The organism is Sphingobium lactosutens (genome assembly GCF_013393185.1).
Taxonomy (GTDB): domain Bacteria; phylum Pseudomonadota; class Alphaproteobacteria; order Sphingomonadales; family Sphingomonadaceae; genus Sphingobium; species Sphingobium lactosutens_A.
The window spans coordinates 1-24,299 of sequence record NZ_QJQX01000078.1; the positions used below are offsets into that span (position 1 = coordinate 1).

Here is a 24,299-nt window from a genome sequence, read left to right on the forward strand (position 1 = left end):
ACATATTGGGATAATTTGGTCCTCCGCCGCCTTCGGGAACGACCCAGTTGATATTCTGGGTGGGATCCTTGATGTCGCACGTCTTGCAATGGACGCAATTCTGCGCGTTGATCTGGAACTTGGGATCGCCCTCTTCCTGACCGACCACTTCATAGACGCCCGCTGGACAGTAGCGCTGCGCCGGCTCGTCATAAAGGGGCAGATTGTAGCTGATCGGAACCGATGGGTCTTTCAGCTGGAGATGGACCGGCTGGTCCTCCTCATGATTGGTGTTGGAGAGGAACACCGACGACAGCCGATCGAAGCTGATCACATTGTCCGGCTTGGGATAGGCGATCTTGCTGGCGTGGTCCTTGGTCCACAGCTTCTCGCAATCGGGCTTGTGCTTCATCGTGAAGGGCAGGCCGATTTTCAGCGTGCGCATCCACATGTCGATGCCCGCCAGCAGCGTGCCGATCGTGTTGCCGAACTTGGCCAGCAGCGGCTCGGCATTCTTCACCAGTTGCAGCTCGTCAGCGATCCAGCTGGAGCGCAGGGTCGCGTCATAGTCGTCGAGCGCATCGCCAGAGCGGTCGGCCTGCACTGCGGCGAACGCTGCCTCGGCCGCCAGCATGCCCGACTTCATCGCGGTATGCGTGCCCTTGATCCGGGGCACGTTCACGAAGCCCGCCGAACAGCCGATCAGCGCGCCGCCGGGGAAGGCCAGTTTCGGGATCGACTGCCAGCCGCCCTCGTTGATCGCGCGTGCGCCATAGGAAACGCGGCGCCCGCCCTCGAGGAATTTGCGGATTTCCGGATGCTGCTTCCATCGCTGGAACTCCTCGAACGGATAGAGATGCGGATTGCGATAGCCCAGCCCCACGACGAAGCCCAGCGCCACCTGGCCATTGGCCTGGTGATAGAGGAAGCCCCCCCCGTAAGCATCGGTCAGCGGCCAGCCCTGCGAGTGAATGACCAGGCCCGGCTTGTGCTTGGCCGGATCGATGTCCCACAATTCCTTCATGCCCAGGCCATAAACCTGCGGCTCGCTGTCCGCGTCGAGCGCGAACTGGCGTTTCAATATCTTGGTCAGGTGGCCGCGCGCCCCTTCGGCGAAGAAGGTGTATTTGGCGTGCAGTTCGAGGCCCGGCTGATAGTCGGGCTTGCGATTGCCCTCGCGGTCGATGCCCATGTCGCCGGTGGCCACGCCCTTCACGCTGCCATCCTCATGGTAGAGGATCTCCGCCGCGGCAAAGCCGGGGAAGATCTCCACGCCCAGCCCCTCGGCCTGCTCGGCCAGCCAGCGGCAGAGGTTACCCAGCGATCCGGTATAGGCGCCCTTGTTGTGCATCCAGCCCGGCGTCAGGAGATGCGGCATCGCGATCTTGCCGGTCTTGGTCAGCATCCAGTGCTGATTGTCGGTGACGGGGGTTTCGGCCAGCGAACAGCCCATGTCGCGCCACTGCGGGATCAGCTCATCCAGCGCCTTGGGATCGATCACTGCGCCCGACAGGATATGGGCGCCGATCTCCGACCCCTTTTCCAGCACGCACACCGCCAGTTCCTGACCCGCATCATTGGCCAACTGCTTGCACCGGATCGCCGCCGACAGTCCCGCAGGCCCACCACCCACGATCACGATGTCATACGGCATCGAATCCCGCTGATCAGAAAACTCCGCCACATTCACTCCTGTAATGACAAGTCAATCAAGGGCATGACTGCCGGATTGCCCGCCAGCAGCCGCTATTTGACCGCCTTCTCAAACTTTGCCCCATCAAGCAAATGCGAATTTGCTAACCTGCAAAGTCGATTTGCGAAGTGATCATTTGTGATCGTTGCGGTCAGGCATCCGCCAGGCCACCCGCCGCCTTCCCCAAGAGCGCGTAGCCATGCAGGCCGGCAGTTATCCTGCGCCTGCGTACCCCCCATCATTGCAAAGGCTGTTGCTCGCAAATGTCTCAGGCCAGCTCGCTCATAGACCATCGGATACCGCGACGCAGCAGATCGTAATAGACCGGCAGATTCCAAGAACAGCGCTCCGGCACCGGAACATAATCGAGATAGGGCTGCAAGTCATAATGGCCACGGCAATGCCCCAGCGTCAGATACATGATCTCACCCCTTCCATATTTTTTGGAATAGAGAACGGGATGGACCTGCTGCTGCGACCAGTCCGCATTGTCCGGGAAACCCGGCGTCTGCCCTGAAAATCGTGTTTCCAGCAGCACTTCCAGCGTGTTGCTGTGCTGCATCAGATATTGTTCATCGATGGTCTCGAAACTTGCGATCCCGGCCGTCATCGGGCGGACGATATCAGTCACGTCCACGCGGTATTGTCCGATCGGCGGATGGGATTTGAACTGGCTTCCCAGCAGGTCGAAAAATTCCGGCGCAGCCTCACGCGGGCAGCTGCATCCTTCCAAGTCGCCGATCACACGCAGAACCGAATTGGTCCCGTGCAGCGCGAACCAGCGCCCGCCCCGCTCCAGAAAGCTCGCCAACCCGGCAACCTGTTGCGGATCGGGAAGGACATCGCAAGTATAGGTAATGAGGAAGTCCGACGCGCAGATTTCGTCGATCTCGCGATAGTCGCCGCCCACTTTTGTCTGGATCCGGCTGTCCTCGGCAAGGAGCTTCAACAGCTCCAGTCGCGCAAAATCAATGTCGTGAAAACGACCGCCCGCAATCAGATAAGCGCTGATCCTGTTCCGCAAGACTATCCTCTCCTCTTTGATCGGCAACGGCGAAAGGAAATTTTATGGATTTTCTACCCTGCCAAAGGATAAATTGTATACGAAACAAGTCAGGTGGATGTCAATCATCCGCGGCGTTATGCGCATTCGGGCGGCCGACACTGCCAAAAGCCGGCGTCGGCCGATATGTCTTCAACGCCTGTCTTCGAGATAGAGGTCAAGTTCAGCGAGGAACTGCTGGATGCGCCGCTCCTGTTCGGAAAAGACGATGGTTTCATTGAGGCCCCGCGAATGCATGCCCCGTTGCAGCGTCACCATATTGGCGATGTCCTGCTCGACCACTTCGCCACCCTGCGGGTCGTCATGCGTCGTGCGGCGGACCTTCGGCCGCAGCTTGCCCGAAACATCGACATCGTCTTCCACGCCCATATATGCGGGCGGGCGGCGGCCTTCGGCCAGGTGCGCCGACAGCACGAACACATCCTGATAGCCGCGTTCCGGATCGGTGGGATGCGGGCGGAAGCGCTGGAGCAGCACGCCTTCGGGATGCATGTTCATGGTGACGTTGGGGAAGAGCGACGGGTTCCAGTCGTCGGTCAGCTGATTATCGGTGAAGCCGGAATAATCGATGCCGAAGGGGTTTTCCACCTTCCGCTTCGCCTGCTGGATGGCGCGGCGGACATGCCGCGCATCGCCCTTGAAGCCAGCCGCCTTCACCCCCGCTTCCTGCAGGAAAAAGGCCAGCCCCATGTTGATGAAGCGGCTGTCGGGCCATCGCGGACTGACGGCGCCGACTGCAAAGAGGTTGCGGTTATGGCCGTTGGGATAGAAGTCATACTGGACGAAATGATCGTCCACATAAGGTTTGATCTGCGGATGCGTGGCATGCGCATGATAGGTTTCGTTGAAGACCGAATACATGGTCTTCCAGTTCGCTGGCACATCCACGACCAGATGCTTTACGACGAACATATCCTTCAAGTGGTAGGAATCGAGCATCGGCAGCAGATCGCCGTAGAAATCCTCGAACGGCATCGGCTCTTGTGCCATGCTGACGAAGATCAGGCCCGCCCGTTCCTGCACATGTACCGGCGTCAGGTCCAGATTCTGGCATAGCGCCTCCGGCCCGAAGGTATCACGATCGGTAACACGGACATTCTTGCCTTTGAGGTTGTAGCGCCAGCTGTGCATGATGCAGGTGAAGGAGGTGGCGTCCTGCCCAAAATCCTCCTGCACCAGTTCATTGCCTCGATGCTTGCAGACATTGTAAAGCGCGTTCAGCTCATTGTCCTTGTCGCGGACGATGATCAGCGATTGCGGCCCGACATCGAATCTGAACCAGTCGCCGGCATTGGGAATGTCGCTGGAAATGCCCGCTAGCAGCCAGACCTTGCTCCACAGCTTGTCCTCTTCCCGCCCCTTTTCGGCGGGGTCCATGAAACGCTTGGTGGAAACGACGCGATAGCCGGCAATGTTCGGATAAAGCTGGTCCAGCCGGTGAGGCGATCGTGCCTCATAATCGGCCGTCACCTCGCCTGGTTCAAGCGTGAAGCTCTCCGGGTCAACCAGTTGCTGCTTGATCGGCCGGTCGTTGAACCGGATTTCCGCATAGCGAACATTGGTCGCCATCGCGCCTACTCCTTACTGGCGTCCTTAGAATTGGACGCGTTTTGTGAAACCGCCATCGACGACGACGTTGGTGCCTGTCACGTAGCTGGCCGCAGGGCTGGCCAGGAAGGCGACAACCTTCGCCACCTCGTCAGGGTTGCCCATCCGGCCCATCGGGATTTGCGAGACGATGCCGTTATACAGGTCAGGCATCAGCGCCTTAGCGCCTTCCCAATTGCCGCCCGGATAGGTGATCGGGCCGGGCGAGACCATGTTGACGCGGATGCCCTTGGGCGCCCAGGCCTGGCTCAGCTGCTTGCCATAGGTGATGACTGCCGCCTTGATCGCGTTGAATGCCTGCGGCACCAGAAAGGTCTCGAACGCCGCGGTACTCGACATCAGGATCACCGAACCCGCCTTCGACTTCTCCAACCAGGGTTCCAGCGTTTCGCAGCCGTCGACTGCGCCCAGCATGTCGAGTCGGTAGCTTTCGTCCCAGTCCATCGAACCCTGCGCGCCCGACGAACTGATCGAGTGGATGAAGATGTCGCAACCGCCCAGTTCCTCGGCCAGGCCCGACAGCATTTCCTTATACCCGTCGCGATCCTCAAGCACGAACTCGCGGGCGACGATCTTGCCGCCCAGTTCCTCCTTCATGTCCTCCAGCGCGTCGCCATTGCGCGAGAACAGGCCCAGTTCCGCCCCTTCCGCCGCCAGCAGCGTCGCGATTTCGCGACTGATGCCCCGGGTCGCGCCACCCAGGATCACCTTCAGTCCAGACAGCTCCAAATCCATAATCGTCCCTCCTGGTGAGAGCCGCCGACCAACGCGGTCAGCCCTTGCTCCAATATACCTTATCCATGCTGTCACGGGCATCGAAACGTGCCTGGATCGCCTTCATGCGCGCAACGCTATCCGGGTTGGCGAACAGCGTTTGGCTGATCGCCTGGTCGTTAGCGATGCCGTCAGTCTGGTTGAGGTCCTCGGCCTCGCCCAGCATCTGCTTCATCCCCGCCACAGACTGCGGAGGCAGGCTGGCAATCTCGCTAGCAAGGGTCAACGCCTCTTCCAGTGCCTTGCCCTTCGCGACGACGCGATTGACCCCGCCCAGTTCATAGAGCCGCTGCGCCTTCAGCGGGCGACCGGTCAGCACGACCTCCGCCGTCACCGTCCGGCCGATCAGGCGCATCAGGCGCGATGTGCCGCCGATGCCAGTGCCCGCGCCGATGATGACTTCGGGCTGGCTGAAACGCGCCTGTTCCTCGGCCACGCGCAGGTCACACGCCCAGCCCAGCTCGCATCCGCCGCCCGACGTATCGCCGTTGATCGCGGCGATCGTCACCGCCTTGCCGCGATTGAGGATCTGCAGGCAGCGGAACCAGCCCGCCGGGTCGCCCGAGGCCGGCTTGCCTTCGACCAACTGCACGATATCGTCCAGATAGGCATGTTCCAGCCAATGCCCCTCGACCGACGACGCCAGCACGATGATCCGCGCCCCGTCCCCGATCGCGCCTTCCAGCGCGTCGGCCAGCGCCGACACCGTCGCGCAGGTCGTGGTGTGATTGGACGCGCCGCCGTCGCCGACCGTAACCAGCGCGACCCCCGTTTCGGGCCACGCGACTGATATGTTGGATACCATGCGACAGTCTCTCCACCTACGGGTCCAACTCGAGCCGGACTTCATCGATTCATCGCGCCACAGGCTAGTCATCGAGCGTTCGCTGTCAAGATGGTATGTTAGCACATTATTATTCCCTCTGCCCGTCAGAACGGATTTGACAAATACTAATGTACCGTAATAATTGCCGCCAAGAGGGTCGCCAGCCTTGGGAGAAGTCATGACCAGCCTGTTCGACCTCAACGGAAAGATCGCGCTTGTGACCGGCGGCAGCCGGGGCATGGGGCGCGCCATCGCCCTGGGGCTGGCCGACCATGGCGCCGATGTCGTCATCGTCAGCCGCAAACTCGAAAATTGCGAGACCGTCGCCCGCGAGGTCGAGCAACGGGGACGGCATGCGCTCGCTCTGTCCGGCCATATGGGGCGATGGGATGAGATAGAGGCGGTGGTGGACAGCGCCTATGCACATTTCGGCCGGCTGGACATATTGGTGAACAATGCCGGCATGTCGCCCGCCACCGCGTCTTCGCTCGAAACCCCCGAAAAGCTGGTCGACGCCGTTCTGGCTTTGAACTTCAAGGGACCGATGCGGATGAGCGCGCTGGTGGGGACGCGCATGGCCGCCGGCGACGGCGGCTGCATCATCAATATCAGCAGCGCCGGGTCCATTCGCCCTACGCCGGAAATCGTGCCCTATGCCGGCGCGAAAGCGGCGCTTAACGCCATGACGGTCGCGCACGCGCAGGAATATGCGCCCAAGGTACGCGTGAATGCGGTGCTGCCGGGCTCCTTCCGCACCGATGTTGCGAAACATTGGCCCGCCGACAAGGAAGCCACCACGCCCGCCGTGCTCAGGCGCTTTGGCGAGCCGGACGAGATCGTCACCACCATCCTCTATCTTTGCAGCGACCATAGCGGTTTCACGACCGGATCGATGATCCGGGTCGATGGCGGTCGTCCATAAATCAGGAAAGCATGACATGACGGGACGCCAGGAACAGTTTAGCGGCGAAGAAGCGCCGCCTGCCCATCTTCAGCTGGACCTAGACCGGCTCGCCACATGGCTCTCCTCCCGGCTGCCCGGCATGGATCGCGGCCTGTCGGCCACCAAGTTTAAGGGGGGCCAGTCCAATCCCACCTATCGGCTGAGCGGCCCCGCCGGCTCCTATGTGCTGCGCCGCAAGCCGCCGGGCAAGCTGGTGGCGTCCGCGCACCAGATCGATCGCGAATATCGCATCCTATCCGCGCTCGCCTCGACCGGCCTGCCCATTCCCCGCCCCTTCCTCTATTGCGAGGATGAAGCAGTCATCGGTTCAGAATTCTACATCGTCGAACATGTGGCGGGCCGCGTTTTCTGGGAAGCAGATATGGAAGGCGTGCCCCCGACGGACCGCGCGACCGTCTATGACGACATGAACCGTGTGCTCGCCGCCCTGCACCAGTTGGACCCGCAGGCTATCGGCCTTGGCGATCTTGCCCGCACCGGCGACTATGCCGCGCGCAACCTCGCCCGCTGGTCGAAAATCTACGCGCAATCAGCGCTGGAACCCATCGCGGACATGGACTGGCTGATGGAGGCGCTGCCCCGCCATCTGCCCGCCCATGAGCAGACCAGCTTCATCCATGGCGACTATGGTCTTTATAACCTCATCCTCCATCCCACGCAGCCGCGTGTCATGGCGGTGCTGGACTGGGAAATGGCGACGCTGGGCGATCCGCTGATCGATCTGGCCCATCATCTGCGGGCCTGGTGGGACCTGCCCGATTCCGGCCTTGCCGCCACCAGCCTGGTCGGCCTTGACCTGCCCGCGCTCGGCATCCCTTCGATGGAAGACTATCTCGCCCGCTATTGTGAGCGCCGCGCCATGGCCGTGCCCGACATGCGCTGGCATCTTGCCTATGCGCAGTTCCGCTATGCCGCGATGGTACAGGGCATATTGAAGCGCGCAGCCGACGGCACCGCCTCTTCCCGCGTTATGGTACACAGCCAAGACCGCGTGGTCCGCATCGCCGCCATGGCGCGCCGGTCGCTGGAGACGCTGGCGGGGTGATCCGCGCGGCTCCATTGCGGGGCAGGGACAAAGACGATATGCCTGCATATGATGCGGCAGCATAATCACCCTTCCCATAAGACAGTCATCAGGCGAGCAAAGGCGGCCGCTCCTGCCCTCGATCGCCTATGCTGATCCAGACGCCCGAGGCCGACTGGCTCGGCTGGCATGCCGCCCGGCAACCGGATAAGGCCGCCCTGCATGTCGTCGGCAGGGAAAGCGTCAGCTATGCGGCGCTGGACGATCGCGCGTCTCGCCTCGCCTGCTGGTTGCGCGGGCTGGGATTGCAGGAAGGCGACACCATCGGCCTGCTGCTCGACAATGACGCCCGCACCGTGGAGCTTTGGTGGGCGGCGCGGCGTGCGGGGCTTTACTTCGTGCCGCTTGGCACCCGGCTGAAACCGACCGAGATCGTCTATATCCTGCGTGACAGTGGCGCACGGGCGCTCGTCGCCGCGCCCGCTTTCGCCGACCTCGCCGCGTCGACGCGTCGACGCGGGCGGAATGCGGGTCCGATGGCCCCGCCCACTGGGTGATGCTGGGCGGCGCTTGCGAAGGCTGGACCGATCTTGACGGGCAGGTCGCCGCCTTGGTCCCCGACCCGATCCAGCCGTCCGTGACCGGGCGGGAGATCATCTATTCCTCGGGCACCACCAGGCGGCCCAAGGGGATCAGGCGTGATCTGGCCCCCGCCGCCCATGCCCGCATCCTTCCGGCCTTCGAGCAGAAATTGCGCGCCGCCTGCGAACTGGACGACCACAGCATCTACCTCTCCGTCGCCCCGCTCTACCACGCCACCGGGCGCTATCTCATGCGCCTGATCGAAAGCGGCGGCACGAACGTCATCCTGCCCCGCTTCGATCCCTCCGCCGCGTTGAAGGCGATCGCAGACTGGCGCGTCACCCATTCGCAATGGGTGCCGACCATGTTCACCCGGCTGCTCGCCCTGCCGCCGGGGGAGCGGACCGCCCATGACCTTTCCAGCCACCGGGTCGCGCTACATGCAGCCGCCCCCTGCCCCGTCGACGTCAAGCGGGCGATGATCGACTGGTGGGGACCGATTTTGAGCGAATATTATGGCGGCTCGGAAAATGCCGGGGTCACTTTCATCACCTCGGCGGAATGGCTGGAGCATCCGGGATCGGTCGGTCACTCCATCACCGGCCCTATCCACATAGTGGACGAGGAGGACGGCGAGACGGAATTGCCCCCCGGCGCAATCGGCCTCATCTATTTTGAAGGCGGCGTCCCCTTCCGCTACATCGGCGACCAGGACGCGCAGGGCGTCGGCGCACAGGGCTATGCGACCTATGGCGATCTGGGCCATGTCGATACGGACGGCTATCTCTTCATCAGCGACCGGCGCAGCGACCTCATCATCCGGGGCGGCGTGAACATCTATCCGCGCGAAGTGGAAATGCTGCTGGAAGCCCATCCCGCCGTCCGCGAAGTGGCCGTGATCGGCCTGCCGGACCCCGAATATGGCCAACGCGTCGCCGCGATCGTCTGCCCCCGCGAAGACAGTTTCGATACAGAAGCATTAAAGACGGAATTGCTGACCTATTGCCGACAAAAGCTCGCCTCGGTGAAATGCCCGTCCTTTGTTGATCTCATTAACGAACTGCCGCGCAACGAAAATGGAAAACTGCTCAAACGCCTCCTCCGGGACCATTATGCACCCCTATCCTGACATCGCCGTCCCGACGCTCCACGCCATAGTGGCGCGCCACGCCCGCCAGACTCCGGACGCCCCCGCCATCCGCTTCAACGGCGAGACTCTCAGCTATCGACAGCTTGACGCTCTTGCCGACCGCGTCGCCCACAGCCTGATCCGCGACGGTGTGAAGGCAAAGCAACATGTCCTCTTCCTCGGGCGCAACAGCGACGCCGTGCCCCTGTTGGCGCTCGGCGCAAACAAGATGGGCGCAATCCCGGTCCCGCTCAACTGGCGCCTCGCCCCGGCGGAGATTGCGCAGATCGTGCGGGATTGCACGCCCCCTCTGCTCTTTGTCGAACCCGGTTTCGAACAGAGCGCTCAGCAGGCCGCCGCTCTCTCCCAAAATCCGGTCCGGATCATATCCGCCCGATCGCTGCGCACCGGCAGGGAATGGCTGGAAGGAGCGCAGGAACCGATCGACCTGTCGAGCGACCCGGAACATATCGCGATACAGGTCTATACCTCCGGCTCGACGGGCCGTCCCAAGGGCGTGATGCTGCCGCATCGCGCCTTGCTGGGCATCAACGTCCTGCGTCCCGCCGTAGAATGGGATCGATGGGGTCCGCAGGATGTGACGCTGGTGCAGGCGCCACTCGGTCATATCGGCGCCTTCGGCATGATGGCGAGGGCCCTGTTCTTCGGTGCGCTGGCGGTCATTCATGAAAGCTTCGACGCGGCGGCGACGCTCGCGGCGATCGAAGGCGACAGGGTCAGCAAGCTGTCCCTCGTTCCGACCGCGGTCAAGATGATCCTCGACCTACCTGAATCAGGTGGCGCGGATTACCGATCGCTCGACACCATCATCTACGGCTCCGCCCCGATCACGCCGAGCCTGTTGCGCCAAGCGGTCGCCACTTTCGGCTGCCGCTTCGCCCAAAGCTACGGGATGAGCGAAACCAGCGGTCCCACCGTGGTACTGCCGCCCGACGATCATAATCCATTGGGTACGCAGCGCATGACCGGCGCGGGCAAGGCGCTGCCAGCCACTGAACTGCTGATTACCGATGAGGACGGGCGCCCGTTGCCGACCGGAGAAACCGGCGAGATCTGGATCAGGTCGGTCGCCAACATGGCCGGCTATTGGAACCTGCCGGATGAGACCGCGCATACGCTGACACCCGAGGGCTGGGTCCGGACCGGCGACGCAGGCTATCTGGATGCCGACGGTTATCTCTATGTCCGGGGGCGGGTGAAGGACATGATCATTTCCGGTGCCGAGAATATCTACCCGGCCGAAGTGGAAAATGTGCTGATCGGCCACCCCGATGTCGCGGACGTGGCCGTCATCGGCCTTCCCCATCCGCATTGGGGTGAGGCGGTGACTGCCGTCATCGTGCCTCGTCCTGGCACCAGTCCCGGTCCCGACAGCATCATTGGCTGGGCGCGCGAACGGATCGCGGGATACAAGCTGCCCAAGGCGATATATTTTATCGATGCGCTACCGCTCTCGGGCACCGGGAAAGTCGACAAGCGCCGCCTACGCGAGGATCGGCTGAATAGCGGGTGGAGCAGAAACACCACTCCACCCACATAACGAAGACTGAGGGACCACCGCAGACCGATGGTCGCCTTCATCGGTTCAGACGATGGAATTTGGGGCGCCGGGCAGGAAAGGCGTGAAGACGCCCAGCGTCTGCCCGCCATCGACAGCCAGTTCTGCGCCGCACATATAGGAGGAATCATCGCTGGCGAGGAACAGGTTCACCTTCGCCACTTCTTCCGGTTCGCCAATGCGCTGGATCGTCTGGCCGACATAATATTTCGACAGTTCCTCGGGCTTTTCATTGGTGACATTGCCCATCACCGTGTTGATGCCGCCTGGGAAAACCGCGTTGACGCGCACGCCCTTATGCCCGAACTCCATGGCAGCCGTCTTCGAAATCCCGCGCAGCGCCCATTTGCTGGCCGAATAGGCGGTAAGACCGTTCATGCCCCACAGCCCCGAGCTGGAGCAGACATTGACGATCGAACCCTTGCCCTTGGCGATCATTCCCGGCACCAGCGTCTTCATGCCCAGCCAGGCGCCCACCAGATTGATGCGGAGCACCCGTTCAAAATCGTCCTTCTTCAGATCCAGCATCGCAGCGGGATGGACGATGCCCGCATTATTCACCAGCACGTCTGCCGCGCCCCAGCGATCGGCGGTCGCTTTCGCCAGCGCTTCCCATTGCGTCTCGTCGGACACGTCGATCTTGTAAAACAGGGCGGATTCGCCGATGCTGGCTGCCACGGCTTGGCCTTCGGCTTCCAACATGTCGGCCAGCACCACCTTGGCGCCCTCCGCGGCGAACAAGCGGGCAGTGGCCTCACCCTGTCCGCGCGCGCCGCCGGTGACTACCGCGACCCGACCTTCTAGCTTCCCAGCCATAAATCCACTCCTTGATTGCACCAATGCAAGACATACCTATAATGGGATGCTGACACACTGTATATATACTAACGATGTATCGAGCGATGGGAGAGGAAGAATATGCGACTGAACGAAAAGGTAGCGCTCATTCTCGGCGCCGCTGGCAAAGACAATATGGGCCAGACCATTGCCCGCCGTCTTGCCGCCGAAGGATGCAAGGTCGTCGTCGGTGGGCGGCATATGGACGAGCTGGAGGCATTGGCCAAGGAACTGGATGGGGCGGCCGCCCAAGTCGATGTCACCTGCAAGGCGGAGGTCGATGCTGCGGCGGACTTGGCGGTATCCCGTTTCGGCAAGCTCGACATTGGCGTCAATGCGACTGGCTGGGGCCTTTTGAAGCCGACGCATGAGACAAGCGAGGCTGACCTCGACAAGATACTGGCGATCCAGTTCAAGGGGCCGTTTTTCTTCATTCAGGCCATGCTGCGCACCATGGGGCGAGGCGGATCGATCATTCAAATTTCGTCGGCAACCGCGACCATCATGTTGGACAATCACGCCGCATATATGGGGACCAAGGCGGGCATCGATCATGTGATCCGTACCGTGGCCAATGAATATGGCGTCCAGGGCATCCGGGCCAATTCCATCTCGCCGGGCCTGACGGAGACGCCGATGGCAGGCTCCACCTTCGACTATCCTGAACTGGTACATGCCTTCGAGCGCGAATATCCGCTCGGCCGGATCGGCACGCGGGAGGATATCGCGGCCGGCGTGGTGTGGCTTGCGTCCGACGAATGTTTCATGACGGGCCAGAATCTCCAGATAAATGGCGGTTTGACGCTACGCCGCAATCCCAGCCTCACCGAATTGGGTGAAATCGCAGCCAAGGCGACGGCGCATCTGACGAGCTGAGTTGAACAAGGCTGCGCTTGACCCGAAGACAAGGTTCGGCAAAGGAAATTGATTAGTTGGCGTTGAAGCCTTGGGGGCTTGACTGAATCGGGAGGAAAATAATGGCATCCACAAATTTGAAAGGCGATCTGGCGAAAGCCTCACTGCCTGAGGTGGATGCACCTTTCCCAAATTTCAAGGAAAGCCTCGCTTATCAGGCGCAACTGTTCGCCAGACTCACGCAGAATGACTATATGGCCCGGATTGCGGAGACGGGCATCGCGCCAGCGCAAGCCTATGTGCTCGGCGAACTGTGGTTCAACGAGCCTCTGTCCCAGGTTGAACTGGCCCGGCGACTGGAAATAGGCAAGGCGACGGTCGGTCAGACACTCACGCGCCTGGAACGGGCAGGCGTCATCGAACGTCGGCGTATCCAATCGGACCGACGGGTCGTGATGGTCCATTTGACAGAAAAGGGCCGGCACCTGCGCGAACCCCTTCGGAGTGCGACGGTCGAACAAGCCGACGCGCTGGAGGAGGCGCTGGGTAAGAAGAGGATGGAAGAGCTGACTGAAACCCTGACGCGGGTAAACCAACTTCTCCTCACCGACTTCAGCCGGCCCTGTCTGGACTGAAATATCTGGACTAAAATTGGTCCCCTTCAAAGATCAGAGGATGCGAATTTCAGGGCCAGGCGGGCGATGCAACTTGTGCATCGTCATACCAGCCTGATTGCATGTTTGAGCACCCTACCAGAACCGGCGAGAGTGGCTAAATCAACTGATCGAAAAATAGCGAATGGGCTCCGTACCATCAAAGCCCTCCGCCGATTTACGCACCAGATCATAAACGCCCAGCAGTTGGGGTGTCGGTTCGTATAATTCAACATAATGGCCAAGCTCAGCGACGCAGTCCATCATGGCAAAGCCGACGCCGGGTGAAACCTCCGCATAGAGACCGACAGCATGACCGGCGGCCTCGAAGCGAGCCATCTCCGCCTTCATATCGTCGACGATCAGGGCGACATGATGCATCCCCTGCCCGCCATCGGGATATATGTCATGAAAGACAGACGGACCCGCATTATTCTGCTGCACGAACTCCACCATGACCTCACCCCATTGGCCATAGGCGGAGGTATGATCCAGCTCGACCGGCTGCCCGCGATAAAGGGACAGCGACAAGGGAATATGCTCGGCGACGTAAAATGGTCCTGATCCAAAGGTCCTTACATGCGCCTTGGCAGCGGCAACCACGTCCGGCACGAAATAGGCAATCTGCCTGATAGGCTTGCCCTCGATCAGGCCCGTCATTTCTCTCTCCTGAAAATTTGACAATCAATGGAATCTGATATCGTATGCTGACATACATATAGGCGCGCGGCAAGAATGGATCGATGCTTTCCATGCCGTGAGGGAGAGGATATCGATTTGACAACGACGGCTGCGGCATCGCCCTCAACGGCGGCTGGTTTCCAGGGATGGCACATGGTCGCCATCACCTTTGTGGTCCTCAACTGCACACTGGGCGTGAACTTCGCAGCCTATGGCGCGATGGTAGAAGCCATTCAGCGAGAGTTCGACACCAGCCGCGCATTCGCCTCGGCAGGGTTGAGCATGGTGACTCTCGCCCTGGGCATGCTGTCCCCCCTGGTTGGCGGGCTGATGCACCGCATCTCCATCAAGTCGATGATGATCACCGGCATCGCCCTGAACGCGCTGGGCTTCGTCGCGCTGACCCAGATCAACAATATCGGCCTGTTGCTCGCAATCTACGTGCTGATGATCGGTCCGGGCGTCGCCCTGTCAGGTCCCGTCCCCTGCACGGCAGTCATTTCCAACTGGTTCAATAGCGGGCGCGGCAAGGCGCTGGGCATCATCAACATGCCCGCAGGCAATACGCTGATGCCGCTTCTAACCGCCCTGTTGCTCAGCCAGTACGGGCTTCAGGGCGCTTTCCTGTCATGCGGACTGATCATAGCCGCCCTTCTGCCGATCATGTGGTTCCTGGTCGATACGCCGGAAAAGATCGGTCAGCGCGCCAAGGGCGCGACGACAGATGCACAGCGCGCCGAAACGGTCCTGTCGGCTGCACAGATATTGCGATCCCCTCCCTTCCTGGTCCTCACCGCCGGCGTGACGCTGTTGAGCTGCGCGGGCCTTGTGATCGTGACGCATATTGTGGCGCTGGCGACCGATCGTGGCATTGACCTGGGATCGGCGTCGCTGCTGCTTTCCGCCTTTGGCCTCGCCGGCATCGTCGGCGCGCCCCTTTTCGGCTGGGTCGCCGACCGGATCGGCGGAGGTCGGACCTTCGCTCTTATCGCGCTGTTGCAAATTCTGCCATGGTTCGGCCTGATGGCCGCAGGGAACAGCCTGCCGTTGCTGCTGGCCAGCGCCTTCACAATCGGCATGTGCAGCAACGCCATCCTGACACTGTTCGGGGCGACCATGGGCAGCTGGCTGGGATCGGCGAATGTCGGTCTGGGCATGGGGCTGTGCTATATGCTGCAAATCCCCTTCATGTTTGGCGCCGGCCCGTTGGCCGGCGCGATGTTCGATCATTTTGGCAGCTATGGACCGACCGTCCTGCTGCATGTTTCGACATTCGTGCTGATTGGGGTTCTGTTCCTCTTTTATCGTCCCCACCCAAGCGGTGTCAGTATGTCTCCACCAGCAGCCGACTGATTCGGAGCGAGGCAATCTTCCACCCCCCTTCGACGCGACGATAATTTTCATGGTAGTGGCCATAGCCATAAAAACGCGCAAATGGGGCACCTGCCGGCATCCGCAATATGTCCGCCAGTGCCCAGATGCCGGTAGCACTGTCTTCCGACAGGATCTCGATTTCGGGCATGTGTCCGTAATGCGCGCTGGTGATCGGACCGATGCCGCTGCTGACATAGTCGACAATGGCGGCGCGTCCGACGATCGGCTCCTGATCCGGTCCGGGATTTTCCTCCAGCGCGCCGCCCACGTCGAATATCGCATCTTCGGTGAAAAGTTCTGAAAATCCTGCCCAATCCTTGGTATCCATCAGGCGGAAATATCGCGCCTTCAGGCGCTTGATTTCCTCGATCGCGAGCAAGGATTTCACCGCGTCAGCCATTCTTCTCTCCATCCTCGATTGATATGTATGCTAGCATTTGATATGCTAGCGACTTAATAAGGGTAGAGCATAGGGAAGTTGGATTGGCAATGAAGACGCAAGAGAATCTGGGTAGCCTGGCTATGCCTGAAATCCAAACCTGCCCCTTCCCTTTCCTCGACCGGCTGCTGGAGGAGACTCCGGTCTACAAGGATCCGCTGACGAACATGTATATCGTCACGCGCTACGAGGATATCGGGCATATCTCGGCCCGTCCCGACATCTATTCCAACAAGACGACCATCGTGGTCGGCCGGCACGATTCGCCCGTCGCGGAGGAAGTAGCGCGCCGCTATGCCGAGCGCGGCTTTCCCGAAATGCACACGCTGGTCACCAATGATCCGCCGGAGCATACGTCTTACCGCGCGCTCGTGGAAAAGGCCTTTACCCCCAGCTATGTCAAGGAACTGGAACCCTATATCGAAAAGTTGGTCGATGAACTGATCGACGGGATGCTGAGCAATGGCAGGGCCAATCTGTTGCCCGAATTCGCGATCAAGGTGCCGATGTACATCATCGCTGACCAGCTGGGTGTGGACAGGGGGGATTATGACCGTTTCAAATTGTGGTCGGATGTCACGGTGGAGCGCAACAACCCTCTGCTCGATCCGGACCGCGAACTGGAAATCACCGATCATCTGATCGACATGCAGAATTATCTCTATGCGCGTGCGGTGGTGTACCGTGGCGCCCCGACCGACAATCTGCTCAGCCGTCTTGTCCATGCCGAAGTCGATGGCGAAAAGCTGAGCAACCCGGCACTGATCGCCGTCGCGCACCAACTGCTGGTCGCAGGGAATGAAACGACAACGACCGGCATCACCACGGCGATGTGGCTGCTGCTGACCAATCCGGAATTGCGCGCCGCGATCGAGGCCGACCCTTCGCGTATCCCCAGCTTTGTCGAGGAAGTGCTGCGGTCCCACTCTCCCGTGCCGCATATGTGGCGCGTGGCGACGCAAGACAGTGAGATCGGCGGTGTCCATATCCCCAAGGGGGCCGTGCTGATGCTCAGCTATCTCGCCGGCAACCGCGATCCGGCGCAATGGTCCTGCCCGGAACAGTTCGAGATCGGGCGCAAGGGCGTGCGCAATCACCTGGCCTTCGGCCGCGGAATCCATTTCTGCATCGGCAACCAGTTGGCGCGGGGCGAGATGCGGATCGCGATCCGGAAATTGCTGGAACGCCTGCCCGACCTGCGCCTCTCGCCCGATCATCCGGCACCGCAGTTCATTCCGCATTTCGCAATCCACGCGCTTGATCATCTGCACGTTGCGTTCTGATCAACAAAGATCGAATATCCGGCGATTGCTCATCAAGGAGCCGACATGAACTTCGACCATTACGAAATGCTGTCCTTTTCACGGGATGGCCGCGTGCTCACCATCACCATGAATCGTCCAGAACTGCTCAATGCGGTGAATCACGCGCTGCACGAGGAAATGGCCCGCGTCTTCTTCGACGCGGCCGACGATACGGAAAGTGACGTCATCGTGCTGACCGGTGCGGGCAAGGCCTTTTCCGCCGGCGGCGATTTCGACTGGTTGGAAAAGCAGGCCAAGGGCGACCGTGTGCCCTTCGTCCACGAAGCCAAGAGCATGCGACGGATCGTCATGGGCCTGCTCGATTGCGCCAAGCCGGTGATCGCGAAGGTCAATGGCGACGCAATGGGCTTTGGGGCGTCTCTCGCCCTTCTGAGCGATATCATCATCGCGGCCGACCATGCCCGTTTCGCCGATCCGCATGTCAAGCTCGGCCTGGTGGCGGGCGACGGCGGCGCGTTGATCTGGCCGCAGCTGATCGGTTTTGCCAAGGCGAAACATTATCTTCTGACCGGTGAGCCGATCGGCGCCGTCGAAGCCGAGCGGTGCAATCTGATCAATTTCGCGGTCCCGGCGGAAGAACTGGACGCCTTCGTCGACAAATATACCGCCAAGCTGGCCCGCGGCGCGCAGACCGCCATCCGCTACACAAAGTCGATCACGAACATTCCCCTGCGCCAGCTTTTCAGTTCAGTCTTTGAAGCGGGCGTCGCCTATGAAGGGCTGGCCACCTACACCACCGATTTTGGAGAGGCTGTTCATTCGGTGTTGGAAAAGCGACGGCCTGAATTCACCGGCAAATAAGGGTGCAATGACATTTCATGGCTTTTCAGCGTCAACTCCGTATGCAACCATATCATATGCTGGCGGCCCGATTGACGGAGTCGTTGATGAGAGGATGACAGATGGACGACAGTCTGGAAGCGCGTTTGCGCCTGGCGCTGGACCGGCAGGAAATCGAGCATGTGCTCAAACTCTATTGCCGCGCCATTGATCGTTGCGACCTGGAACTGCTGAAAACCATCTATCATCCTGACGGCACCGACGATCATGGCTCCTTTTCGGGCAACGCCATGGAATTCGCTGAGGTGATCATCCCCTCGCTCCGCGACGGCATTCTCGATGGCATGCACACGGTCACGCATTGCACCATCGATGTCGATGGCGATTTCGCAACGTCAGAATCCTATTATTGGGCCTATCAGCGCGCGCCCGGTGGCGAAGAGGCTGTGACGGCCTTTTTCGGCCAGGACTATTCCGACAAGGCCAGGGCGGATGGCACGATCGGCGGCTATCACGACTATTATTGCGGGGGCCGCTACATCGACCTGTTCGAACGACGCGATGGTCAATGGAAAATTCTGCGCCGCAAGATCACCAACGAATGGAACGATATCCGTCCGAGCACGCGCATCACCGATGCGGGCCATGTCGCCCATTATAATCTGCCGGGTCGCCGCGACCGGCAGGACCCCGTCTATCTGAACCGCATTCCCGGCCGCGCCTGAACGCGACCGACGACCAGGAGAGAAGCCATGTCTCGTGATTTCGACGTCATCATCATCGGTTCGGGAGCAGCAGGCATGTCCGCCGCCATCGAAGCGCGGCAGGCCGGCGCCACCGTGATGGTGCTGGAAGCTGACGACCATCTGGGCGGAGCGACCCGCAATTCGACCGGCGTCGTCTACGCGTGCAACACCAGCACGCAGAAGGAAAAAGGTATCAGCGATGATGCCGATGCGGTCTATGATTATATCATGACGCTGAACCAGCATTCGGTGCGGCCCGACCTCATCCGCTATTATGCCGACGAAAGCGGCGGCATGATCGAATGGCTGAAGGACAAGGGTATCGAATTTCCGGCGAATATGCTGGTCCATTCCGACGTGACCGACGTTCAGCGCGGCCATACTTCCAAGACCTTCGGGCTGGGCATCGCCGATGCGCTGATCAACCGCGCCGGTGCGCTGGGCGTCGAAACCGCGCTCGGTACCCGCGTCGACGGTTTCCTGGTCGAAGACGGCAAAATCGTGGGCATCACGGCCGAAGGCACGGAACTGTGCGCGCCCTGCATCATCATCGCCACGGGCGGCTTCGGCAACAGCCCGGAAATGCTGGAAAAATGGTTCCCGACGGCAGCCTATCACGGCGATCGCACCTGGGCTGTACATCGCGACGCCCCCTTCATCCTGGGCGATGGCATCACCCTCGGGCAATCCGTCGATGCACAGATCACAGGCTATGATACCGGCCTGCTCAACCCCACCCCCTGCTTTGACAGCCGCTATGTCGAAGCCTTCCTGCCGCCCTGGGTGATTGCGGTGAACAAGGAGGGCAAGCGCTTCATGGCCGAATGGGAAAGCTATGCAGTCTGCGGCTATCTGATCAGCGAACAGCCAGACAAGCGCTGCTGGGCCATTTTCGACCATCCGACCATGGTCGAAAATGGGGACGATCTGTCCTATGCCGATCCCTATAATAGCGGCCTAGCGACATCGAGCTGGGAAGAACTGACCATCACGCGGGAAGCCGACAAGGGCGTCGCCTTCCGCGCCGACAGCATCGGCGAAGTCGCGCGCATGGCGGGTCTGGACCCTGTAGCGGTCGAGGAGACGGTGCGCCGGTACAATCATGACGTCGAGGTGCATGGCGAGGATCGCCAGTTCCGCAAGGATGGCAACGGCCATAAGCTGACCCCCATCAAGACGGCGCCTTTCTACGCCGTCGAAGTGCGCGCCGCGATCATCGGCTTCACCGCCGCCGGCCTGGACATCAATGCGGACTGCCAGGTTCTCGACACCCGTGGTCGTGTGATCGAAGGTCTTTATGCCGCAGGTGAAGTGCTGGGATGCTTCCACGGCAAGCGCTATGCGGGCGGCGGCACGAGCATCGGCAGCTCGGTTGTGTTCGGGCGTCGCGCGGGCGTTGAGGCGGCGCAACGCGCGCTGAACGAAGCCGTGACTGCCTGAAGCCATGGACATCGACCGGAGCGCGGCGATCGAGGCCCTGCTGGACAAGGAAGCGCTGCGCGACCTTGCGACGCGATATTCACGGGCCATCGACCGTCGCGATCCGGAGCTGTTGCGATCAGTCTATCATGATGACGCCGTCGATGATCATGGCGTCGTTTTCTGCGATAAAGCCACGGTCTTTATCGATCGCCAGCCAGAGGTGATGGCGCAGTTCGAGCTGACCGCGCATTACATCTGCAACAGTTCCTACCGGATCGATCAGGACCGGGCGGACGGCGAACTCTATTTCATCGCCTATCACCGCACATCAGGTACGGATGCGAAGCATATCATCGTATCAGGCCGCTATCTGGACAATTATGAGAAGCGGGCCAGACAGTGGCGGATCAGCCATCGTCGGTTGGTCTGGGATAGTTTCATGACATTGGATGTATCGCCCTGCGATATGGCGCAACTTACCGCGCTCGGCATTGCCGGCAGCGCGGTTGAGGACCGGTCCTATGCTGCACTGCCTCTGATGGGCCGGGGGAAATAAGGCGTCACCATCCAGCCGCAACCGAGCGCGCGAACAGCCCCCTTCTCGATCTCAGTTGGATCAGGCCTCCTCATCCTCGTGCACCTCATATTGCAGCGCTTCCTGCGCAATCGAAGCGACCAGTTCACCGGCCCGGTTGTAGACCAACCCACGCGCCATGTTCACACCATTTTCGGCATTGGGCCCTTCAGTCTCGAACAATAGCCAGTCATCACAACGGACATCGCGATGAAACCATATACAATGATCCAGGCTCGCCACGAAAAGATGCGGGCCGGGTAGCGCGATCGTATGCGGCACCAGGGGTGCTCCAGCGAACATGAAATCGGACAGGAAGGCGAAAATCTGCCGCTGCACCACGGGATCGTCGACGCCTTCGGCCCCCGGCGCCCGCAACCAATAATGGCGTTTCGCTTCCTCTGCTATCTCAAGGAAGCCGGCCTTGCCGGGCAAGCGAACCTCGATCGGATAATGGCCATGGAACAGCGCGCCATATTGTTTCCCGTCGACGGCTCTGAAAGAACTAAATTCGCTCTGTCCAAAGGCGCTTTCTGGATCGAACGGGATGGGACTGGAACGATAATGGCTAAAGCCCTTCACCGGCGTTCGATACGAACATTCCATGGTGAACAGCGCCTGGCCCTTTTGCTTGGCAACCACCCGCCGCGTGGAAAAGCGCCTGCCATCCCGGATACGTTCCACTTCATAATCAATAGCTTCCTTGTCAGTCCCCGCCCGCAAAAAATAGGTATGCAGCGAATGGACGACCCGTTCCGGCGCCGTGCGATCGGCAGCGGCGAGCGCCTGCGCCACGATCTGCCCCCCGAAAAGGGCGCGATAGACATTGCGCTGGTTGTGGCGGTTGCGGAACAGGTCGGGCGCGACTTCATCCAGCGCCAGCAGGGTCGGAATATCCTTGTCCCACTGCGCATTGTAAACCGTCGCATCATATCGCCGCATAAACCTGCCTCCACATCCTTTATCGCACTATAGGAAATATCATAATGATATGCTAGCAAACTAGCATTGAGAAAGATTCGAGAGGACCGATGCAGTCATTCTACAGCGAGGAGGAGAAGGCGTTTCGGGCTGAAGTCCGAGCCTTCGTCGAAACCCATCTGCCCCCGGAGCTGGCGCAGCAGGGGCTTCACGACTATCATCCCCGGCGCGAAGACCAGTCGCGCTGGGTCAGGATTCTCGCGCAAAAAGGCTGGTCGGTGCCGCATTGGCCGACGGCTTATGGCGGGCCGGGATGGAGCGGGGTCCAGCGCTTCATCTTCGAGGATGAAATGCGCCGCGCCCATGCCCCGACCGCGGATCGCATCGGCACCGAGTTGGTCGCGCCGGTCCTCTATACCTTCGCATCGGAAGAGCAGCGGCAGAAATATCTGCCTGCCATCCGAAACGGCGACACTTTCTGGGCGCAGGGCTTTTCCGAGCCGGGTTCGGGTTCGGACCTGTCATCGCTGCGCACCCGCGCCGTGCGCGACGGCGATCATTACGTCGTCAGCGGGCAGAAGACCTGGACCACCGAAGGCCATCATGGCGACATGATTTTCATGCTTGTGCGGACCAACAGCGAAGTGAAGCCGCAGGCGGGTATCTCCGCGCTGCTGATCGACCTCAACAGCCCCGGCATCACGCGTCGCCCGATCTGGACGATCGACGAAGGGCTGACCGTCAACGAATTCTTCTTTGACGAGGTCCGCGTGCCGACTGAAAATCTGGTGGGCGAGGAAGGCGCGGGCTGGTCCTATGCCAAGTTCCTGCTGAATAACGAGCGCACCAACAGCGCCGAAGTACCGCACACCAAGCGCGACATCGCGCAACTGCGCGCAATCGCGCAGATCGAACCGAAAAATGGCCGCCCTCTGATCGAGGATGCCGGCTTCCGTGCTCGGTTGGCGCGGATCGAGATCGACACGATGGCGCTGGAAACGGCGGTCCTGCGGGCCCTGACGGCCGACTCGCATGATGGCGGATCGGTCGCATCACTGGTCAAGGTACGCGGGTCGGAGCTTCGCCAGCGTGTGGCTGATCTGGCCGACGAGGCACTGGGCGATCGCGGCCTTGCGATCTGCCTCAATCCCGAGGGTGAGCATAGGATGTTCGACGATGGCCTGACCTCACCCGTCGCCGATTACGGCATCGGCATCGCCGCCAAGGCGATGTTCCGCCGTGCCACCACCATCTATGGCGGCGCGAACGAGATTCAGCGCACCTTGATCGCCAAGACCGTTTTGGAGCTTTGACGTCGTGGACTTTGCCTACACATCCGAACAGGAATCCCTGCGCGACAGTGTCAAACGCTTTGTCGAACGCGAATTTGATTGGGAAGAACGGTTTCGCATCATCCGTTCCACCGAAGGCGTGGCGGCTGGTCATTGGGCAATTTTCGCCGAACTGGGCTGGCTGGGCGCAGGTCTGTCGGAGGCGGCTGGCGGCTTCGGTGGCGGCGCCATTGAAAATGCGCTGATCGCTGAAGAATTGGGGCGTGGCCTAGTAACCGAGCCGTTCATCGCCCATGTCGTCGCCACCCAATTGCTGGCCGCGATCGGCGGTGACGTGGTGGCGGACCTGATAGCCGGGCTGGTCATGGGCGAAAAACGCATTGTCCCTGCCTTGCAGGAGCCAGTCGGTAGGGGTGACTGGCGGCTGATCGAGACAAAAGCCGAAGGGCATGTCCTGAACGGCGTCAAATCGCTGGTGGAAGGCGGTGCGACCGCGGAACAGCTCATCGTTTCGGCTCAGGATGGCGACTCCACCAGTCTCTACCTCGTCGATCTGCAAACCGCCGGGGTGACGCGGACGATCTACCGCACGCTGGACAATCGCCGGGTCGCCGACGTCCGTCTTGACAATGTGTCCGGCACGCTGCTCGCATCGGGACCGGAAGCGGACGCCGCCATCAACCGCGCAGTCGAGCATGGCATCGTCGCGCTATGCGGAGAAGCCCTGGGCGTGATGGATACGGCCTTGTGGACGACCCGCGACTATCTGAAGGTGCGCAAGCAGTTCGGAACCGCGATCGGGAATTTCCAGGCGTTGCAGCATCGCATGGCCGATATGCTGATCGAGACAGAAATGGCCCGCTCCATCCTCTTCCACCTTCTAGGAGCGATGGCCGACGGTGACGATGATGCGCGCGCCGCGGCCATTTCGGCGGCCAAGACCCAGGCGTCGAGCGGAGGCATTTTCGTGGGTTCCCAGGCGATCCAGCTGCATGGCGGCATCGGCGTGACCGAAGAGCTGAACATCAGCCACCATTATCGGCGGCTCTATGTCATCGCACGACAATTCGGGGATGTGGAACTGCATCTGGCCCGCTTTGCAGAGTCGGTCGATCGCCTGGTCTGAGCATCGACGACGGCGGGTGACAAGTGCGCCCGCCGCCATCGATGCTGAACCTT

24 protein-coding genes are annotated in these 24,299 nt (G+C 60.9%); 15 read left to right on the forward strand and 9 right to left on the reverse strand.

All coding sequences use genetic code 11. From position 1 onward, the window contains the following. The 5 genes from DM806_RS21925 to DM806_RS21945 form a co-directional block, all read right to left on the reverse strand. Positions 1-1,633 (reverse strand): electron transfer flavoprotein-ubiquinone oxidoreductase (locus tag DM806_RS21925; RefSeq protein WP_179045395.1); only part of this gene is annotated, 1,633 nt, incomplete at its 3' end. Positions 1,634-1,940: 307 nt separating this feature from the next. Next, positions 1,941-2,696, reverse strand: coding sequence for a ThuA domain-containing protein (locus DM806_RS21930; protein ID WP_218647609.1), 756 nt, complete (start codon positions 2,694-2,696; stop codon positions 1,941-1,943). A gap of 171 nt (positions 2,697-2,867) precedes the next feature. Beyond that, positions 2,868-4,304: an aromatic ring-hydroxylating oxygenase subunit alpha gene (locus DM806_RS21935; RefSeq protein WP_179045286.1), complete on the reverse strand. Its 1,437-nt coding sequence runs from the start codon at positions 4,302-4,304 to the stop codon at positions 2,868-2,870. Positions 4,305-4,328: 24 nt separating this feature from the next. Further along, positions 4,329-5,078, reverse strand: a complete 750-nt coding sequence (locus DM806_RS21940; RefSeq protein WP_179045287.1) for an SDR family NAD(P)-dependent oxidoreductase — start codon at positions 5,076-5,078, stop codon at positions 4,329-4,331. A 37-nt stretch (positions 5,079-5,115) separates the two neighbouring features. Continuing rightward, a complete protein-coding gene (locus tag DM806_RS21945) occupies positions 5,116-5,922 on the reverse strand; it encodes an enoyl-CoA hydratase/isomerase family protein (RefSeq protein WP_179045288.1) in 807 nt (268 codons plus the stop codon). A gap of 199 nt (positions 5,923-6,121) precedes the next feature. On the opposite strand from DM806_RS21945, the gene DM806_RS21950 reads away from it, so the two are divergent. The 5 genes from DM806_RS21950 (at position 6,122) to DM806_RS21970 (ending at position 11,203) form a co-directional block, all read left to right on the forward strand. Next, a complete protein-coding gene (locus DM806_RS21950; RefSeq protein WP_179045289.1) occupies positions 6,122-6,865 on the forward strand; it encodes an SDR family NAD(P)-dependent oxidoreductase in 744 nt (247 codons plus the stop codon). A gap of 16 nt (positions 6,866-6,881) precedes the next feature. Continuing rightward, positions 6,882-7,952 (forward strand): phosphotransferase family protein, encoded by a 1,071-nt coding sequence (locus DM806_RS21955; RefSeq protein ID WP_179045290.1) that lies wholly within the window; start codon positions 6,882-6,884, stop codon positions 7,950-7,952. Between the two features lie 128 nt (positions 7,953-8,080). Next, a complete protein-coding gene (locus DM806_RS21960; protein ID WP_179045291.1) occupies positions 8,081-8,488 on the forward strand; it encodes an AMP-binding protein in 408 nt (135 codons plus the stop codon). Continuing rightward, positions 8,488-9,642, forward strand: a complete 1,155-nt coding sequence (locus tag DM806_RS21965; protein WP_179045292.1) for an AMP-binding protein — start codon at positions 8,488-8,490, stop codon at positions 9,640-9,642. The genes DM806_RS21960 and DM806_RS21965 overlap by 1 nt, the downstream gene beginning before the upstream one ends. After that, the gene (locus DM806_RS21970; RefSeq protein ID WP_179045293.1) at positions 9,626-11,203 is read left to right on the forward strand and encodes a long-chain-fatty-acid--CoA ligase; all 1,578 of its coding nucleotides are present in this window, start codon (positions 9,626-9,628) and stop codon (positions 11,201-11,203) included. Before DM806_RS21965 ends, DM806_RS21970 begins: the two co-directional genes overlap by 17 nt. A gap of 45 nt (positions 11,204-11,248) precedes the next feature. Here DM806_RS21970 and DM806_RS21975 read toward each other — a convergent pair whose 3' ends face one another. Then, positions 11,249-12,037 (reverse strand): SDR family NAD(P)-dependent oxidoreductase, encoded by a 789-nt coding sequence (locus DM806_RS21975; RefSeq protein WP_179045294.1) that lies wholly within the window; start codon positions 12,035-12,037, stop codon positions 11,249-11,251. 102 nt (positions 12,038-12,139) lie between these two features. Here DM806_RS21975 and DM806_RS21980 point away from each other — a divergent pair, with 102 nt between their 5' ends. Together DM806_RS21980 and DM806_RS21985 are read left to right on the forward strand one after the other, a co-directional pair. After that, positions 12,140-12,934, forward strand: a complete 795-nt coding sequence (locus DM806_RS21980; RefSeq protein WP_179045295.1) for an SDR family oxidoreductase — start codon at positions 12,140-12,142, stop codon at positions 12,932-12,934. A gap of 101 nt (positions 12,935-13,035) precedes the next feature. Beyond that, a complete protein-coding gene (locus DM806_RS21985; protein ID WP_179045296.1) occupies positions 13,036-13,548 on the forward strand; it encodes a MarR family winged helix-turn-helix transcriptional regulator in 513 nt (170 codons plus the stop codon). Between the two features lie 141 nt (positions 13,549-13,689). On the opposite strand, the gene DM806_RS21990 is transcribed toward DM806_RS21985, so the two are convergent. Then, the gene (locus DM806_RS21990; RefSeq protein ID WP_218647610.1) at positions 13,690-14,226 is read right to left on the reverse strand and encodes a VOC family protein; all 537 of its coding nucleotides are present in this window, start codon (positions 14,224-14,226) and stop codon (positions 13,690-13,692) included. A 117-nt stretch (positions 14,227-14,343) separates the two neighbouring features. On the opposite strand from DM806_RS21990, the gene DM806_RS21995 reads away from it, so the two are divergent. After that, positions 14,344-15,600, forward strand: coding sequence for an MFS transporter (locus DM806_RS21995; RefSeq protein WP_179045297.1), 1,257 nt, complete (start codon positions 14,344-14,346; stop codon positions 15,598-15,600). Here DM806_RS21995 and DM806_RS22000 read toward each other — a convergent pair. Next, positions 15,572-16,021 carry a nuclear transport factor 2 family protein gene (locus DM806_RS22000; RefSeq protein ID WP_179045298.1) on the reverse strand — a complete coding sequence of 150 codons (450 nt, stop codon included), beginning with the start codon at positions 16,019-16,021 and terminating at the stop codon, positions 15,572-15,574. The two genes, DM806_RS21995 and DM806_RS22000, sit on opposite strands and share 29 nt — an antisense overlap. 89 nt (positions 16,022-16,110) lie before the next feature. Here DM806_RS22000 and DM806_RS22005 point away from each other — a divergent pair, with 89 nt between their 5' ends. From DM806_RS22005 to DM806_RS22025, 5 genes are all read left to right on the forward strand, one after another. Next, positions 16,111-17,343: a cytochrome P450 gene (locus DM806_RS22005; RefSeq protein ID WP_179045299.1), complete on the forward strand. Its 1,233-nt coding sequence runs from the start codon at positions 16,111-16,113 to the stop codon at positions 17,341-17,343. Positions 17,344-17,388: 45 nt separating this feature from the next. Next, complete coding sequence (locus tag DM806_RS22010; protein WP_179045300.1) at positions 17,389-18,186, forward strand: enoyl-CoA hydratase-related protein; 798 nt, start codon at positions 17,389-17,391, stop codon at positions 18,184-18,186. Between the two features lie 101 nt (positions 18,187-18,287). Continuing rightward, positions 18,288-18,890: a nuclear transport factor 2 family protein gene (locus DM806_RS22015; protein WP_179045301.1), complete on the forward strand. Its 603-nt coding sequence runs from the start codon at positions 18,288-18,290 to the stop codon at positions 18,888-18,890. Positions 18,891-18,917: 27 nt separating this feature from the next. Beyond that, a complete protein-coding gene (locus DM806_RS22020) occupies positions 18,918-20,351 on the forward strand; it encodes an FAD-dependent oxidoreductase (RefSeq protein ID WP_179045302.1) in 1,434 nt (477 codons plus the stop codon). 4 nt (positions 20,352-20,355) lie between these two features. Beyond that, on the forward strand, positions 20,356-20,889 hold the full coding sequence (locus tag DM806_RS22025) for a nuclear transport factor 2 family protein (RefSeq protein WP_179045303.1): 534 nt from the start codon (positions 20,356-20,358) through the stop codon (positions 20,887-20,889). 60 nt (positions 20,890-20,949) lie between these two features. Here the strand turns inward: DM806_RS22025 and DM806_RS22030 are convergent, their stop codons facing one another. Further along, a complete protein-coding gene (locus DM806_RS22030) occupies positions 20,950-21,849 on the reverse strand; it encodes an acyl-CoA thioesterase (RefSeq protein WP_179045304.1) in 900 nt (299 codons plus the stop codon). Between the two features lie 89 nt (positions 21,850-21,938). Between DM806_RS22030 and DM806_RS22035 the strand changes: the two genes are divergently transcribed. Both DM806_RS22035 and DM806_RS22040 read left to right on the forward strand, forming a co-directional pair. Next, on the forward strand, positions 21,939-23,141 hold the full coding sequence (locus DM806_RS22035; protein WP_179045305.1) for an acyl-CoA dehydrogenase family protein: 1,203 nt from the start codon (positions 21,939-21,941) through the stop codon (positions 23,139-23,141). A 4-nt stretch (positions 23,142-23,145) separates the two neighbouring features. Next, positions 23,146-24,246 (forward strand): acyl-CoA dehydrogenase family protein, encoded by a 1,101-nt coding sequence (locus tag DM806_RS22040; RefSeq protein ID WP_179045306.1) that lies wholly within the window; start codon positions 23,146-23,148, stop codon positions 24,244-24,246. The last annotated feature ends 53 nt before the right edge of the window (positions 24,247-24,299 follow it).